This is a genomic window from Ruegeria sp. AB8 (assembly GCF_056542605.1).
Map to the genome: position 1 here is coordinate 31,014 of NZ_JBQGAB010000020.1, position 17,062 is coordinate 48,075.

Sequence of the window (17,062 nt, forward strand, 5' to 3'; positions counted from 1 at the left end):
ATTCTGTCAAAATGGGGGATGTCAGCAACATAAGAACGCGTCGACCGGTTGATCCGGGAGAACGGCGCCAGGTCTGCGTACTGTTCGCGGATATGGTCGGCTATACCCAAATCGTTGCTGAGCTGGGCGAAGAAAAAGCGCTTGAGTTCGTTCGGCTGGTTTACGACATGCTGGTGAAAGCTGTCGAAGAGCATGGCGGCACAGCGCGTGAATTCGCCGGTGACAGCATCATGGCCCTGTTCGGAATCCCTGACGCGCTGGAAGATCCCGCACTGCGGGCTTGTCGGGTGGCCAAAACGATCCATGCTTCGTTTCTTGCCGAGGCTGACAATATCGAGACCCGGTTCGGGGTTCGCCCCCACATGCGCGTTGGCATCAGTTCCGGCAACGTCCTGATGGCGGCGGTTCAGGGCGATGATGGCCCGACGACCGCAGTGGGCAGTACGGTTAATCTGGCAGCACGGCTGGAGAACCTCGCCCCGCCCGGCGGCACCCTGTTGTGTGACACAACGCGGGGTCTGGTCGAGTGGGTGACAGAGCTTAGCTTCTTCGGCGAGCAAGAGGTCAAGGGATTCTCGGCTCCGCAAAAGCTCTGGGAACTGCAGGGCATTCACGATGATGCCACCCGGTTCGATGTCTCAATGGCCAAGGGTCTCAGCAGCTATGTCGGTCGCGCCAACGAGTTGAATGTCATGTCAGCGGCGCTGACACGGACGGAAGGCAAACTCCAGGCGATTGATCTTGTGGCCGAACCGGGGCTAGGCAAAACCCGCCTGGTATTCGAATTCCTGCAACGGATCGGCGGCGAGGGTGCTGCGGTTCTGACAGGATATTGCTTTGCCGACGGTCAACATGTTCCATTTCTGCCAATTCTGGAAATTGTCCGAAAGGCTTTCCTGATCAGCGACGGCGATGATCCCGTCAAAGTTGCCAACAAGTTGGAAGCGGGCCTCAGGATCTGGGATCAGTATAGCGATGAAAACCTGGGACTTCTTCTGAACCTGTTGGGCCTCACGCCGCCTGCCGGATCGCTGGATGGACTGGACGGCGTTCTGATCGGATTGCGCACGCGAGAACTGCTTCCACTGTTGTTGAAGGCACGCTGCGAAAAAGAGCAGGTGATACTTCTGATCGAAGACACCCATTGGATGGACAGCGCGACCGAGGATCTGCTGCGTGCTCTGATCCTGCGGGACGACCTGAAGAATCTACTGCTCATCCAGACCCGAAGACCGGAATACACGCCGCCATGGCTGGACGAAGTGTCCGTTACAACGGTTGCCCTGAAACCTCTGGATACCGAAGATTTCGCTCAACTGGCGCGACATCGGCTGGGTGTCGACGTTCTGCCGGACGGTTTTGCCGCGCAGCTGGTGGAACGGGCCGGAGGAAACCCGTTGTTCGGCGAAGAGATCCTGGGCTTTCTGCTGGATCAGGGTTCGTTGCGTGTCGAGGGGCGCAAAGCCAGTTTTGATGCCGACATCAGCAAAAGCGGGTTGCCCGTCACAATGCGCAGCCTTTTGACCGCCAGAATGGAGCGGGTGTTGGCTGAGGACCGACCGGTATTGCAGGCCGCAGCCGTCATTGGACGGCGGTTTGATCCGGGGCTGTTGTCGCAGCTCGTCGAGAACTCGGAAGAAACGGGGGCGGCACTGAAGCGTTTGCAGGCACAGGATGTGCTGTATCGCGAACCTAATTCGTCGGACTACATTTTCAAACATGTGATGTTGCGGGATTCGGTTTACCAGAGCCTTGTCTCCTCGCGCCGGTCTGAACTGCATCTTGCGATTGCCGATAATCTGGCGTTACGAAACGCGAACAGGTTGCAGGAAGCGGCGGACACGCTGGCCTTTCACTACGGGCAGACGGATCGGACAGATCAGGCCTTCCGCTACAACGTGATGGCGGGTGACAAGAGCCTTGGCGTTTATTCACTGGACGAAGCCAACCGGTATTTCGATTCCGCGCTGGAACTGTATCAGCGCGACCCCGATATTGCTTCCAAAGAGCACTTTGCCCGCTTTCTGTCCAGTTTCGCGCTTTGTTCGAACATCTCGTTGCGGGTCAAGACGATTATCGAATTGGCCGGGACAGTGCGGCCCATTCTTGCGCAGGTTGGTGACAACCCTCATCACGCGCTGTTCCTGCACCATTATGTGTCCTGTTTGGTTTGCAACGGCAAATACCGCGAAGCGCATTGGGTTCAGCAGGAGCTGACCGCCATGGCGAAACGACTGGGAGACCCGGCCTCGCAGGCTTATGCCATGGTGAACGAGCTTTCGGTTTCCATATATTTTGCCCCCATCGAAAACACGGAATTCGACGCCCGCTCGCGCGAGGTGGAGGAGATTCTCAGCAAGATCGATGACGCGTATATCCAGAACTTCTTTCTGGCAACGATGGGCTGGAACGAACTGACCCGGGGCCGTGTTGCGCGTGCGCATGCGGCATCGGACAGGATGATTGCGATCGGGACATCCAAGAATGACCCACGTTCGCTGGGTTACGGAACCGCGATGAAGGCGCTGATTGCGATGGTCACGGACGACCACGAACTGGCGCTTCGAATGGCCGAAGAGGCGCGCAAGGCTTCACAGGTGGAATTTGAACTCGCCATTGCCGAGGCGGCCCGGGTCGCAGCCATGGTGCCGCTGCAAAAGCCCGGGGCCATCGAGATTGTTCAGAAACACATAGACAATTGCGCCGAAAAGGGTTGGACCCTGTTCACGATGGGCCCGGCGACGATGCTGGGCGTGGCCTACGCATTGAACGGCCAGGTAGCTGCCGGGCTGCAACAGGTCGAGACTGCGATCCGGAAGCGCACAGATGAAGGAACGCAGGTGTCTGCCGACTGGGCCCGGCTGTTCTTATGCGAATTGTATCTGGCCATACTCACCGGCGAAGGCGAAAGCTCGCTTGGCGTGTTCTTGAAGAACTTCCGCTCGGTTGTCTGGGTTATGATTTTTGGCGAGAAGAAGCTGATCCAGATGATCGCGGAAATTCGCAAAAACCCGCAGTTTGACGACAAGGGCCACTACATCGCCCGTTGCGACATGATCATGGGGCTTCTGTACAAGGCCCGGAAAAAGCGTCAACTGGCCTTCGAACACCTGACCAAAGCCCGCGTCATTGTTGAAACGGCCGGGCAGACGCCAATGCTGGCCCGAATAGACGCGGCGTTGGCGGATCTTGGTTAAGACGGTTCAGGTGTTCAACTCGGACAGGTACTTGATCGCCGCGAGGCTTGGCAGGAACGTGTAGGCACCGCCCCGTGCAAAAATCAGGCGCGGAAAACCGCGCAGGCGGATCGTGTCACCATCCGGCAGGGTCATATCGAACCAACTGGTTTCGGACGTATTCGCACCCAGCAGCGGATCGTTTGCGCCGGTAATGTTCGGGTCCTGCAGACCGAGATTGATCCAGTCGCACATGACGGCCTCGAATTGCGCGCCAATATTGGCACCAATGAAACTGCCCAACAGACCGCGTTCCGCGGTATCGGGATTTTGGGGGTCAAAGTCCGGGCCATAAGACATGCCGCGTCGGACCAGTCGCCGCGTGTAGTTCGCAATGCGCTGAACGATCGGCCCGCCCCGCGGGTTGCCGCGCCGCAAATGCGATCCGGCCGGGCAGCGTGAGCCGTGCGAATAGTCGAAATTGGTTAGCGAGACTTCTTCCTCGGGAAATTGGGCGTTTGGCGACAATTCGTATGGGGTCCCGTTGCGCCAGCGCCCGCACATCTGCGCCGCGACCACTTCGCGAAGGGCGCCATGCATATCCGGGTCTTTGACGATGAGATGCAGTTTCTTCGGGTCCGCCAAAAGGTCCCTTTTGGGATGGCTCATCAGTTCCGTAGCGGCGTTGTCCAGATAGGCCTCGAATCCGGCGGCGTCTTGTTGCAGCACCCGGAAGGCATTGAAAGACCCGTTGAATCCCAGCTCGTGCGGGGACGGAACGCGGAACAGCACGCCTTCTTGTTTGGTGGGATATCCCAGCAGCGCCGTGCCGAGCGGGTCCATGGGTTCATCCACACCCACCTGATCTGGATCGGTGACATGCCTGAAGCGCGGCTGCGAGATACCGTCGACATACCCGAAGAACACTTTCCCTTCGGGCAGATTCCGCCCATTGCGCACACCGAGAATGGTGAAGGCCTTGGCAACTTGCGCCTCGACCTGATCAAGATGGTCTTCGGTGTCGGAATGAACCGATGCAATCAGGTGTATCCGCTCGGGCTTGTCAAACGGAGCAGGCCAGTTTTCGGGCGCGCTTTTGCCGAAGTCCCCGATCTTGATCGCCCGTTTGGTCATCCCTTGAACGAATTCCGTCGGGAAGGTCTTAAGATGCTCAGCCGGCGTGCCCAGAGCGCGCAGCCCTTCAAAGGTAATTCCGATGTTGAAGCAGAACGGCGGCCTGACGGTCCAGGTAACATCGCGGGTAATCGCCGGAACGTCGCCGTGGCTGTCATCCACTGCTGCTGCTAGAAACTGCCGGGCCGCTACGCGGTCGCTGACCTCAAGAACCAGATGACGTACAAGATTGCGGCGATATCCACGCAGGATATTGCCTTGAATGTCTGCGAGGTTGAATTTTGTGTTCACCAGCCCTGTCCAAATTTCTGGCGCACCTGCGCGGCGGAAACTCCGGGATAGGCGCGATAGCCTCCTCCCAACGAAAGATTGCGGTTCGCGTGCAATTGCAGAACGAACTCACGCGGCAACGTCGCCAGTTTGTGCGGCGACTGGTTCGGCGGCAGCCCTTTTGCGGCGTCCTGCAGCCCGAACAGATCAGTCGGGAAATCGGCGGCCTGGAACAGGTCATGTTCCTGCACCCAGTCGATGAACTCCTCGACGTTGTGTTCCGTCGGGATCAGGTGTTCGGCACCGTCCACCAGCGAAATAACATCGTTGAAAACACTGCCGATGGTGGTGATGAAATCGCGGATGTAGTTGCTGAAATCACCGTCATAGACCGAGATCATGCAAATCTTGTCTTCGATCAGCAGGAAACGCGCGAAATGAACGGTTCCGACATTGTCCAGCCCGGCAAAGATCTCGTCCACATTCTGTGCAATCGCCAGCGTCGCATGCGCCCTTCCGGCCGGCGAAGGATCCTTGAGCGGCATGATCAGGTTCATCATGCGCTGGACGTTTTCACTGGGCTGTGGCGAAGGTCTGGGCCCGCCCGGAAGCTTGGGCTTGGGCTCTTTCCAGATCCAGAACGGCACCACGACGTAGCGCGACAGGAACTTGAACCATCCCCGCTCGGGCAGGCTGTTGACGTAGCGATTGAACCAGCTGTCCTTACGTGTCATCGGATGGCCTCTTGGGGAATGGGCAGGGAGTCGCGTCCCGCAGCTGGCTGGAGAATTCGTAGGATTCAATGCGGATCTTGAGAACCGGATCCTCTGAAACCTCGATCCCGGGCGTCAATAGGCCCGGATTGAAGCTGAGCTTTTCCGCATTCTCGATCTGATCCTCAGGCACCGCGTCCAGCGTCAGTGTGCCCATCATGATGCGTTTGCGGTGCGGCGGCCATGGCCGGGCCGAATTTTCGAAATCGTCGCCCACCTCACCAATGGCCATCATCAGTGAAAACCGTGCGGGTTCGACGGCCAGCCGGTCTTTCAGCTCCTGCCGCAAATAGTCATCGTCCGGGGTTTCCGCGGGATCGGTTTTGAGAACACCGGCGATCGGTTGCCATGAAAAACGGACCCAACGCTTTACGTCATCCTCGCCGGTGACAATAAATGTATGAACCGCATGATAAGCCGCGCGAACATAGCTGACGGGCGCGCCGATGGCTGCCGCCTGCAGAACGCCCAATTGTGCCTCGGCATTCTCGTCCGCGAACTTGATGGCACCGTCATCCGGGCTGATGGTTTCGTTCGGGTAGGGATCCCGTTTTGGCAGGATCAATTGCAGCAGGTTGATGATCTTCCGCCACGGCGACTCGCCATAGTACATTTTGGGTTTCGCCGCCTCGGCGAAATCCAGAAAGTTCTGGGGCGTCGACGAAAAGAACTCGGGCAGCGTCATGGCGATCAAGTCGGTGTCAGTGCCATCCGAAAGGTGAAACCGGACAGCCATACCGCGCACGTCGGACCAGCCGTCATGTACGGCGGCACATCCCGAGCCGTTCGAGAACCGAACGATGACATCCGTCTTGTCGGAACGGAAATGGTCGGCGGCGCAGAAGTTCCGGGCAATCGGAGAGGGCTTGAAGAAACCTGTCGCGCTGATGCCTATTGTATGAACCGGTCGCAGCTTGGGATCGCCATCTGGTCGATGCAATACATGAACCAGCTGCTCGGCAATGCCGGGAGCGCTCATATTTCCCCCCTGAGCGTTAATTAATCACTAATACCTATGTGTTAACCTTAACGGCTGCGGCCCCAAAGGCAATAAAAACGTCACATGTACACGCGCTTGGGTCGCGGTTCCCTGACGGAAGGAACGTGATGCAATCCTTACCAGCGGCGCGCCATCTCGACGGCCTTGGCCCAATCCCTGCCTTGTTTTCTGGCCTCGAATGCCTGGTCCATCAGGGTGTAAGACGACGGTTTGTGCGTCGCCAATCCGACCATTTTCGGCAGAGGCGGGTTTATGCGGACCAGACGGTCTTTCAATACCAGGTGGGCCATCCAGTACAGGTTCTCGGCCGATGTTGTAAGCAGCAATTCGATCAAAGCACCCTTGGGCGCGTTGGAAGTGACGCCAAACCACTTGAGCAGACCCCAGTCGTCGGGATCCCGGATCATCTGTTCCGAGATGTCGGTGGGTTGTTGCCCGGTGCCGATCGACAGGGCCTCGATCTGGTCCAGCCCCGGTGCCCGGCCCGCAGCGATGGCAACGTTGATTCCGTTCATCACCGGGTTGTTGGCAAAAGCGCCGCCATCGGCAAAGTAGCCGTAATCAACCCCCTCTGCCCTGATCAGGTGCGGCGGAAAATAGGACGGCGCCGCTGAACTGGCCATGGCCACGTCCAGCAGTTTGACCGCACTCATATCCAGCCAGGCGTCGCGCTCGACGTCATGGTTTGTGATGGTGAACGGCGCCCAGCCTACCTTGTCACTGCGATGGAGGCACACAGTGTTGACCGCCAGAACCAGATCGCGTGATAGCGAAGATATGGTCCGGTCGCCGACAAGCGACAGCCCGATTTCCGCCAGACCCGAGGCATTGTATTGCGCTGCCGTAATGCCTGGCCCGCCGCCCAGCTTGAATTTCTGCAGAACCCTGTCCGCCACCTTGTCCAGCAGGCTGCGTTCGTTTTCGCGGAAAATCGTGGCGGCGTCGTCCCGGTAGTGTGCGGCCAGCTTTTCGATCAGCGTGGCCATATCCTTGCCCTGGGTCCGGCCGTCGGCCAATGCCACCGCGATCAGCCCACCGGTCGACGTGCCCGCAAAACCGTCCGCCTTGTCCAGAAGCTGAGTTTCCTCGTGCAGACTCTGCAGAATACGGCACGTCAGATATCCACGAATTCCGCCACCGTCGCAGGAAACCAGTTTGAATGGCATCCGATTTACCCCGTTATTGTTTTCAGAGAAGGGTTGCGGACCGGGTCGAAGTATCACCCCTCCGCGAGCCTGTCTGACTGCTTCGTTTTCGTTCTTTCCCATATCATCAGAAAATTGTCACCGGGGTACAAGCACCTGGCAGACAATGGGCGCGTCGGGAAATCAGGCGCGGTCTTTGTGCGAGAACAGTATCTTGTCGCTAGGGAAATCAAGCCGGAAGTCTGCTGCACGCCTTGGAAGCGCGCGGTAGAATCTCAGCAATCCTGGCTCAACGGGTTTCGCAAGCGTCGCGCATTTATCGCACATTTCCATGATCCTGAGATGGGGCTGCCGGTTGCGAATGGCTTCCAGCAGGTTCGAATGCTCTGCGCTGAGTTTCTGAAACTGTTCGCTTTCTAGCAGCTCCTGATCGCCTACCAGCGCAAATACGGGTTCCGGGTGGGATTTGCCTTTCAGATCGACAAACCCGGCCCGCAGAGTGGCAAGGGTCGTTTCAGTCGCATCCTGTACCGAGTTCGAGACCAGAATATCATAGTCGACATTGCGACAGCTCTGTTCGATGCGCGCCGCAACGTTCACCACATCGCCAATGACGGTGTAATTGAACCGGCTGCGCGACCCGATATTGCCGACACAAGCCCAACCCGTCGCACATCCGGTTGCCAGGGCAAGCGGAGGACGATCCTTCATGATGTCAGATCTGTTGAATTCAGCCAGTGCCTTGCGCATGTTCAATGTCGCCAATGCGGCGCGATGCGGGTGATCCTTGACCGGCAGGGGCGCATTCCAGAATGCCATAACAGCGTCGCCGATGAATTTGTCGATCGTCCCACGCTCGAGAAGGATCTGGTCCCCGATTTCAGAGAACAGCTCATTCAGAAGTGCGACAAGGTCGGTGGCGGTCACCCCTTCGGACAGCGGCGTGAACCCGCGGATATCCGAGAACATAACGGTTATTTCCTGAATTTCACCGCCCAGATGCAACTGATGACCGGTTGCTTCCATCTCATCGAGAATTTCGGGCGCGACGTAGTGCGAGAACACCTTTCGAATGGCGCGTTTTTCGCGTTCTGTCGAAATGAACATGTAGCCCGCCAACAACCCGAAATTGGCCATTCCGCCAATCATCGGGAACGTCACATCAAAAAGGATCTGCTGGTTCTGAAAGACCAGCCAGCCAACCGCCATCACAACCGCTGCCGCAATGCCGCCGGCAACAAAAGACGCAACGGCTCCAAAGCTCGACATGACTGCCGTGACCACCAGCCCAAGAATGACAAAGGCGATCAATTCCAGCGCTGCGATAACATCTGACCGGTTCAACATATCGCCTGTCAGGATCTGTTCCAGAATCTGCGCATGAATGGACACCCCGGGCACCGATTCCCCAAGGGACGTCTGGTGAATGTCGAACAGACCAGCTGCCGAGGTGCCGACAAGAATGATGCGGCCTTCGATTTTTTTCTGTAGATCCGGATCGTCGGCCGAACGCATGACGCGGTCTGCCGACAGATAAAGGTCTGGATTGTCGCGCCGGTATTTCACCCAGATCTCACCGTGTTCCGTTGTAGGCACCGCGTAGCCCCCAACATCGATGCCCAGCATTATTCCGGGTTCGTCCTGAGACCCCTCTGCCAGAATGATGGGTTCATCCAGTGCGATCCGCAGCGCCTCGATTCCCAGCCCCGGCATCACTCCATCAGGTCCGCGCCACAGTGCCGGAACGCGCCGGACCACGCCGGTTCCGCCCAAGGGCGAGACATTGACCCCTCCGATGCCAGCCGCGGCGCGATCCAGCGGCTCGGCGGGGGGCGCCCAGTGTGGAACCGAGATCAAACCGGTCGTCGGCGAGTCGCCAATTTCGACAATACCCGTTTTGGGCGGCACCTCGCGGTCGCCACCCGTCGGGCGCGCCGCGACGCCCAGCACGACTGGCCAATGGGCCATTTCGAACCCGAACAAGACATCGTTATCCAGTGCTTTTGCACCTGGTTCGATATCAACCAACCCTTCAAGCGCCGGGTCATTGAGAAGACGGGAAGGCGAAAATCGATCTGGCTCGACAAAAAGCATGTCGAAGGCGATGACCGCCGCGCCATATTCACCCAGGTTTTCCACCATTTGCGCCAGCAACGTGCGTGGCCAGGGCCATTGCCCCCAATTGGCCAGGGAAGTCTCGTCGATATCGACCACGCGCACCGGCAAGTCGGGATTGTATTCGCGTGGAGACAGTCTTTGCAGAATGTCGAAGTAGATCAGACGGGACATCTGAACCGGATAGGGGTCCATCGAACGAACCAGGCAGCCGAACAGGATCAAAACAATTCCGAATAGACGGAATGCCCATTTTCGGCTGTTTTTATCCCTTGTTCTTGCTGTCACCTCTGCCTCCGGGCGCAAGGGGGTCAGGTTTTGCCAGCAATCCGGTCCACGTCATTTTTCTGGACGACCCTAGTCGACTTCGGGATCATGCTCGGGTTCGGGATCATCTTCCGGTTCGGATTCAGGCTCGGTTTCGGGTTCGGGATCATGTTCCCCCTCGGTTTCAGGGTCCGGTTCCGGCTCCGGGTCACGTTCTGGTTGGGATGGCGGATCAGGACGGTTGTCTGGCGGGGTGGGGTCTGACACAGCACGCGCCTCATTGGTACTCGTTTCACCGGGCGGCGCAGGGCGGGGTTCAGACCGACCGGGTGATGCAAAGAAGCGAACCGGCCTGGCGTTTTCGGAACAGCCGCCGAATTCGACCTGAAGCGGCGGAAGCAACCCTTCCTGCGACCGCGCGAACGGGAAACCGCTTTCCAGCGCCTTCCTGTATTGCTCGCGATCCACCGGCCTTCCGACGCCGCCACCCTTACTGTTCGCAAAAAGGCTGCATTGTCTCCCGGTGGATCGGCACGACCCGCTTAGGCTGCACATTCGAACAGTGCCTTCCAGAACCAGCATCGCGCTTTGGTCGCCGGAGGCAATCCAGAGATCGAAAGTCGTTCCGCGCACCGCCATGGTCGCTGATGGCGTCGAAATGGAGTAAGCCCGCTTTCTGCTTTTTCCGGAAATGAACCGGAAGCTGCCACCCAGTGCCTGTACCGCAAAGGACTTGGCCTTGCGGTTGTTCCGCAGCATTTTGACATCAATGACCATACGCGCATTGGGGCCGATGGCTATTTTCGTGTCATCGACAAACACAAGCTGAACCACGCCGGATCCGTCAGTCGCGATCGCATCACCCGAGTCGACCTCCATCCCCGTCCGCAACGCTTGTGTTTCTCCGGCACGCGTTACCTGAGCGCCTTGCTTGGCGCTGACGACTTTTCCGATATTTGCGACGACCTGCGACGGCAGAATCACAATAAGGCAAACTGCCAAACACACTTTTAACCAAGCCAATCCAAGCCCCTTTCCCCCAAAGGTTCCTGCCGGGTACACACCACCCCAAGCCCGATTGATGCCTCACAACAAACAGAATAAATCTGCAGACTAAATATAGGCAAATATGCAGTAATGCTTATGTTTTTGGCAAGTTTAATATCACCGCCCCAAAAAACGACTGTGGTCAGGTGACGGCCGCCTCGTGTTGAACCGTCGTTTTTGTCCGGCACTCCCTGCCAAGAAAACAGCTGTTATTCGACGAAGACTGTCACACGTACGGCCCCCCGGAATTCCGATTTGCAGCCGTTTGCAGAATTTTGCCATTTAGCAGGAAAATCGCCTTGTATCTTGGTGACAGGCACGGATATACCCGTCGGCGGAGACGTGGCCGAGTGGTCGAAGGCGCTCCCCTGCTAAGGGAGTAGGCGGGAAACCGTCTCGAGGGTTCGAATCCCTTCGTCTCCGCCATTATCCAGCAAGAGCCTGCCTCTAAATCACTGTAAATAGTTGATTTTCAGCTGGATTGACTGACTCCCCGCTTGAGGCTGGATGTTTTTTGCTGCACATTTTGCTGCACAAATCTCTTCATGCTTGGAGGCTGTTGAACTGTGAATGTTAAACTCAGAGGCTCTATTTACTGTATCGTTAGGCGCGTTCCACGCCGTTTCGCCAGCGTCGAAGAACGAAAAACCGTCTGGATCAGCCTGAAAACCGATTCACTGAGTTTGGCAATGGAGAAAGCGCCATCTGTTTGGGCGAAGATGTTGGATAGCTGGGAAGCTCGCCTTGCCGGCGACACCGTAGAAGCTGAAAAGCAGTTTAGCGCAGCACAAAACTTGGCTAGATCGAGGGGGTTTCGGTACTTGGAAATGCCGAAGGTTGCTGAGCTTCCTCTCGAAGAATTGCTGAAACGAGTTGAGGCGATTCCAGTTGTGCAAGGCAGCCCAGACACGTTCGAAGCGAAGGCTCTGTTGGGCGCCGTTGCTGCACCGGAGATTTCGGTTTCCCAAGCGTTGGAAATGTATTGGTCCCTCGCCAGGGATAGGACACTAGGTAAAGACGCTGATCAGATTCGCAGGTGGAAGAACCCACGGAAGAAAGCGGTGAAGAATTTCATCGCGGTCGCCGGAGACGTGGCAATTTCCGAGATCACTCGGGATGATTTGTTGGATTTCCGGGAGATGTGGATTGAGCGAATTGAAATGGGCGAAGTTACACAGAACTCTGCTAACAAGGACTTCACGCACCTAGGTGATATTCTAAAAACAGTTAACGAAAAAAAGCGACTTAAGATTGATTTGCCTCTGTCTGGTCTGAGTTTGAAGGAACCAGAGAGGCGATCTCGACCATCATTCTCCGACGATTGGATTCGTAATCGTATTTTGTCTGAAGGTGCTTTGAGTGGATTAAACACCGAGGCGCGGTGCATTTTGTTGGGTATGATCAATACAGGGTATCGACCTAGCGAAGCCGCAAATCTGGACAGGGCTCGCATCCATCTTGAGGGTTCTGTTCCCTACATTGAAATCGCACCGGTCGGGCGACACTTGAAGAACAATGCCTCCAAGCGAACTATTCCTCTTGTTGGCGTTAGCCTTGAAGCGTTCCAAGAATGTCCGAACGGTTTTCCCAGCTACAAAGGCAAAGCGTCACTTTCTAACACAGTTAACAAGTATTTGAGATCCAATGGTCTGATGGAGTCCGATAGACATGTTATGTACTCACTCCGTCATGCATTTGAGGATCGAATGATCGCGGCTGAAGTTGATAACCGGATTAGACGCGATCTCTTCGGCCATGCTCTTCAAGAACAACGATATGGTGATGGTGCTTCGCTTGAGCACAAAGCCCGCATCCTTCAAGAAATTTCCTTCTTTTGAACAATGGCCAACGCCCTTTCCACCGGGCAGTTGGCAAGCTGTTCCTGCATCTGACAAAGTTCATGTTCAAGCCGCTCCATTATAGGAACATAAGTTGGGTCCTTGATCACAAGAAGCGCAGCCTTTTCGAGCGCGGACGTCACACGAGCGATTTCGCGAACTAACGTTCTTTCTGCCTTTCTTTTTTGAGGACCAAACTTTTGACCGTCGCGAGCTCTGTTGGTGTATTTATTAATTGCCTTGAGATCCGAAAAACTGCGGCTGGCAGGGAAACTATTTGCCTCGTGAAATTCTACATGCATCGGGCTATGCCTCTGTTTTTGTTTGCCCGATTTTTAAGATCTTTCGATTTATCTGACGTTAAAGAATTTGTGCGTTGGCTCCAAATCTGGACGCCCTAGAAAAGCGGGCGAAACTCAATCATGTGGCCGGTGCACCGTCAAAACCCGTCCGCTTTATGGCCGAAAAACACCTTTGTCACGTCTTCGATGATGTCCCAGACCACCCGGCTGCCATCACGCACAAAGAGACTGTCGCCCGGGCCCAACTCTTGAACCTCGCCACTGGTCAGGTTGGTCATCCGGCATCGACCGGACAGGATGGTCATCAGTTCATCGCCTTGCTCGGTGCATTCAAAAACGCCCTTGGTGCAGCGCCAGATGCCCGTGCGCGTCGTATGGCCTGGCCCGCCAGCATCCATGCGGCCTGATGCCTGCGGGGAGCCTTCTTTGATCTGATATCCGCTTGCGGGATTGTCGAAAGGCCAGTGCTCAAGAGGACCGACATCGTCGCCTAAAACATATTTGATCATTCTATTTTCTCCCGCAGGCTAACCGTTTGAGAACGGTCCTCTCGGCAACGATGGCGGTTTCTTTGGAGTCCTACAAGTTGAGAACGCGGAACTCTGAGATCTTCAGGAACCGCTCCAGTTTTTCCCGCACCTGACTTTCCGGGGCAAACACCAAGGCCTCTTTGCTTGGTGGCTTCTTGCCCGCCTCAACCGTTGGCCAGAACTCGATACGGAGAGGGAGGCTCTCACCGTCAAATCCCCCATATGGTTCTATACTACATGGATCTTTTGACAGAAGCTTCGCGCGGTTTTTGTCGGTGGCGGCAACTTGTCTGGACCGCCAGAACTCAGGCATGTACCGGTTGCAATCGGCCGGTGACTGGAAAATCAGCCCGTATTTCGCAATGGCCTTGTCAACCTTGCTGCCTCCCTTCTTGAAATCCAGCCATTCTACGATCCTACCTACGGTTACGTTCGCCACCACGGGTGACATCAAGAAGACCTCCTTTGGCTGGGTATTGTGGATTAGTCTGACACGATCCATTGCCTGCTCGATCTCGGCTTCGCGTATCTGTTGCAGAATGCGGTCTCCCCAAGGGTCACGATGTGCAAATACATCTATTGAATGGCTGCCTTTTTTCACTCTGATGCCGCGGCGTTGCTTGACGTAGTCACCCGGCTGGAATTCTTCTCCCGCTGCGGAGGCATAGGCTCTGGCAATGCGTTCGACATCCAAATGCCCAGGTTGTTCGCGACCAATGACGATAGCCTGGTTAAACGCTTCCCACTTGTTCTGACCCCTGAGCTTGCCGAAGTGGCCAGCCCGTCCGGGGCGGTCAAAATCCAAGGAAGCAATCACGTCTTTTGTCCCGAACACAGCGGCACTCGGGTATCGCGCAACCACGCCATTTACAAAGTCACGCAGTGTATCGTTTTGCGTTCTAATACTTCCGTAAGTGCGCTGTTTCTCCTGTGCTTTCAGGCTCAACCTGCGCTTGGAAAAATTGCAGCCCAAAATTTGCATGACCTTTGCGTTTCGTTCCACCGGGTAGTGATGCGTTTCCAAATCCGAGCCGAACAGCAGACGAGACAGATCAGCATTTGCTGTGCCATCCAGATACAAAAACGGGCGTCCGGTGATATTTTTCAGATTGCGCAGGCGAACCGCAGTATAGCCTGCCTGATGCTGCGCCGGACGCGCTCTTTCGACATCAGCAAACACGGCACTTGAGGTGGCCAAACCGCTTTCCATATCGGCCAGCAGGCATTCGCATAGCATCTGAAGACGCCTTGCGTGGCTGGCCTTGCTACTATTAAGGCGACTGCCGATGACACCAAGCTGGGCCTCACCGATGGTGTCATCCTTGCATGCGAAAAGAGGCCTTAGAGCCCGGTTCGTATTGCCAGTTTTTAGCTCCTCCAGATGCCTGATGGCGGTTCGCAACAGCTCAGGTGAGACGCCCAGATCGCGCAGTCGCTCCATTTGAACACCCGCTCCGGTTCCAGCCACAGCCAGCAGGGCTGACTTCACTGGAGAAATCGCCTGATCTTGCAGGACGATGGCATCCCCGATTTCAACGCCTCGTTGGTTTTGGTTTTTAGCAGGCGGCAGAAGAGTTTCAGTCAGCTCAATGAGCGACACATGGGCTTCTTCCTTCCCAAAATCGCGCGGCCGCTCATCAAAAACGGTAAGATCTGGCAAAGTTTCTGCTGGCAAAGGAAGATGACCGTATTCATGCGGGGCAAAGATCACCAAGCCAGCTTTGGTCTTCAGCTGTGCTTTGATGTCAGCTTCCTGACGGAGATAGCCACAATCCATCTGAAAAGGGCATTTCTTGCAGAGGGTGGATCGGATCGAAAAGCCAAGCTCCGACAACTTCCTCGCCGTTGGATAGATCCGGCACATTTTGACGGTGTCATTGTCGGCCTCTGGATCGGGTCGATTGCGCCCCTTGAGGGAAATGGCTGGCGGAGCCGATGCGGGTGCATTTCTCTTATAGTCATTGAAGGCTTCTTCTACCTTCTCGTGATCTGGCAAAAGCATCAATGACACCAAGCCTTCAGTGCTGTGTAGAAAGCCAGGCCGCCTATTGCGGCCAACTAGGGCAGCGGTTTTGCCAACCCCCTGCGCCCCGGAAAGCAAAACACGGGGTGGACTATCTTTGCCTTGCGAAGGGTTGCCTGGGCTTTGCTTGCGAAGAAATGCCAAAGCTTCGTTTCCCCAGACCTCAATAGTCTTGGCATGCATTGCGATGGCTTGGTCTTTTGGGATCGCGCTATGCGGATAATAGGGGGCGGGTTCCTCCGCATCTGAGGCCCCACCTATTGGACGCGCCAGGCCATCCCGAAGCCCGTTTCTTACGGCTTCCTCATATCGGTCGTGCCCGGTTTGGTGGGCGGCCTTCAGAAGCCTTTCAAGCGCTTCGGCTTCACAGATTTCGCCAGCACTGACAAACCCTCCGATGAGTTGGGATTCATTATAGATGGATGTGTTCCGATCCGTTCCTCTGGCAAGCTTGGCACAGGATTTCGAAAGCTGCGCTTCGCCTGTCTTGGTAGTGATTGTCTTTGCTGAAGAAGAATTGGCCTTCGAAGGCAAGGATTTGGAAGGCTTTCCATTCCTTGTCTGGCGTTTGCTTCTCTTCACTTCTTTTGGAAACGCTATCGAACTCGTGTCCAGTCTTTCTTGCTCTTTCCTTATGATCCCAATCCTTGGCGTTCCTTCCAATGGATCGGGAACCCCGTCAAATACCGGGGCTGCGATGTAGTTTGGCTGTGCAATCCGAGCCAGACTTTCGTCGCTGCCAACCTGTTCAAAAAGGTGGTGCCGCTCATGTGCAAGGAGGGGGCGATCTGCAAGGCAGTAGAAATGGAATTTGGCCAGATGGTCTTTGCCGGCAGTCGCAGCACTCGAGGATGCTTGCCAGACAACCGAGAGATCCTTGAGCGCAGGCAATCCATGGCAGATATTGCGCCAGGTCCATTCGGCCAGGGCCTGCGGATCTCCCCAGTCCAGGTGATCTGGGCGTTCAACATCATCGATGTCGAAATGTAGCCAGGAGCAGCCAAGGTCTTCGAGAGTTGGATTCGCGCCATTTCGTGGTTTGGCCAAACGGCGGATTTTTTTGTGATGGCGGACCTCTTCCTTCACAGATCCAGACACCGCAACCTTTTGCACTGATTGAGAGAGTTCGGAGATTAGGGCAAGAAGGTCTTCAAAATCCGAAACTTCTCGCTCTTCAAATGTGAAGTTTCGTGCCCGGCTCGAGTTGTCTACGCCACCTTCATGAAATCGTTTTGTTTGAATACGTCCTGGCCGGGCTTCCAATATTGTGAATTTGGCAGGCTGGTATTCTTCGGAATGTGTTTTCTGTTTCAAATTGACTGCTCTTGGATCCGCAGGACGGAAAGCGATCAAAATGAATTGGTGCTGAAATAGGTCTTTCGTTGGTCACTGCACATTCTCCGGCCCGGCGGCTCTTGCTGTTGGCCGGCGGGATTGCCGGC

At 55.9% G+C, this 17,062-nt stretch carries 11 protein-coding genes and 1 tRNA gene; 3 read left to right on the forward strand and 9 right to left on the reverse strand.

The features are described 5' to 3' along the window. Positions 1-11: 11 nt before the first annotated feature. The gene (locus ACR0CG_RS18670; RefSeq protein ID WP_480526789.1) at positions 12-3,197 is read left to right on the forward strand and encodes an ATP-binding protein; all 3,186 of its coding nucleotides are present in this window, start codon (positions 12-14) and stop codon (positions 3,195-3,197) included. Between the two features lie 6 nt (positions 3,198-3,203). Here the strand turns inward: ACR0CG_RS18670 and ACR0CG_RS18675 are convergent, their stop codons facing one another. From ACR0CG_RS18675 to ACR0CG_RS18700, 6 genes are all read right to left on the reverse strand, one after another. After that, positions 3,204-4,601, reverse strand: a complete 1,398-nt coding sequence (locus tag ACR0CG_RS18675; protein ID WP_480526791.1) for a Dyp-type peroxidase — start codon at positions 4,599-4,601, stop codon at positions 3,204-3,206. Then, on the reverse strand, positions 4,598-5,314 hold the full coding sequence (locus ACR0CG_RS18680; protein ID WP_480526793.1) for a hypothetical protein: 717 nt from the start codon (positions 5,312-5,314) through the stop codon (positions 4,598-4,600). Before ACR0CG_RS18680 ends, ACR0CG_RS18675 begins: the two co-directional genes overlap by 4 nt. Continuing rightward, positions 5,304-6,332, reverse strand: coding sequence for a catalase (locus ACR0CG_RS18685; protein ID WP_480526795.1), 1,029 nt, complete (start codon positions 6,330-6,332; stop codon positions 5,304-5,306). Before ACR0CG_RS18685 ends, ACR0CG_RS18680 begins: the two co-directional genes overlap by 11 nt. A 137-nt stretch (positions 6,333-6,469) precedes the next feature. Further along, positions 6,470-7,519, reverse strand: coding sequence for a patatin-like phospholipase family protein (locus ACR0CG_RS18690; RefSeq protein WP_480526797.1), 1,050 nt, complete (start codon positions 7,517-7,519; stop codon positions 6,470-6,472). 162 nt (positions 7,520-7,681) lie between these two features. Beyond that, positions 7,682-9,901, reverse strand: coding sequence for a CHASE2 domain-containing protein (locus ACR0CG_RS18695; protein WP_480526799.1), 2,220 nt, complete (start codon positions 9,899-9,901; stop codon positions 7,682-7,684). A gap of 69 nt (positions 9,902-9,970) precedes the next feature. Next, positions 9,971-10,864 (reverse strand): FecR family protein, encoded by an 894-nt coding sequence (locus ACR0CG_RS18700; RefSeq protein ID WP_480526801.1) that lies wholly within the window; start codon positions 10,862-10,864, stop codon positions 9,971-9,973. A gap of 399 nt (positions 10,865-11,263) precedes the next feature. Between ACR0CG_RS18700 and ACR0CG_RS18705 the strand changes: the two genes are divergently transcribed. After that, positions 11,264-11,353 (forward strand) — tRNA-Ser (locus ACR0CG_RS18705). A 140-nt stretch (positions 11,354-11,493) separates the two neighbouring features. Next, positions 11,494-12,765: a DUF6538 domain-containing protein gene (locus ACR0CG_RS18710; protein ID WP_170467186.1), complete on the forward strand. Its 1,272-nt coding sequence runs from the start codon at positions 11,494-11,496 to the stop codon at positions 12,763-12,765. Here ACR0CG_RS18710 and ACR0CG_RS18715 read toward each other — a convergent pair. The 3 genes from ACR0CG_RS18715 to ACR0CG_RS18725 all read right to left on the reverse strand — a co-directional run bounded on the left by ACR0CG_RS18715 (position 12,744) and on the right by ACR0CG_RS18725 (position 16,934). Then, a complete protein-coding gene (locus ACR0CG_RS18715) occupies positions 12,744-13,067 on the reverse strand; it encodes a hypothetical protein (protein ID WP_170467184.1) in 324 nt (107 codons plus the stop codon). The genes ACR0CG_RS18710 and ACR0CG_RS18715 overlap by 22 nt on opposite strands. Positions 13,068-13,204: 137 nt before the next feature. Then, positions 13,205-13,576: a cupin domain-containing protein gene (locus ACR0CG_RS18720; protein ID WP_170467182.1), complete on the reverse strand. Its 372-nt coding sequence runs from the start codon at positions 13,574-13,576 to the stop codon at positions 13,205-13,207. Positions 13,577-13,646: 70 nt separating this feature from the next. Then, positions 13,647-16,934: a hypothetical protein gene (locus ACR0CG_RS18725; protein WP_170467180.1), complete on the reverse strand. Its 3,288-nt coding sequence runs from the start codon at positions 16,932-16,934 to the stop codon at positions 13,647-13,649. Between the last annotated feature and the right edge of the window lie 128 nt (positions 16,935-17,062).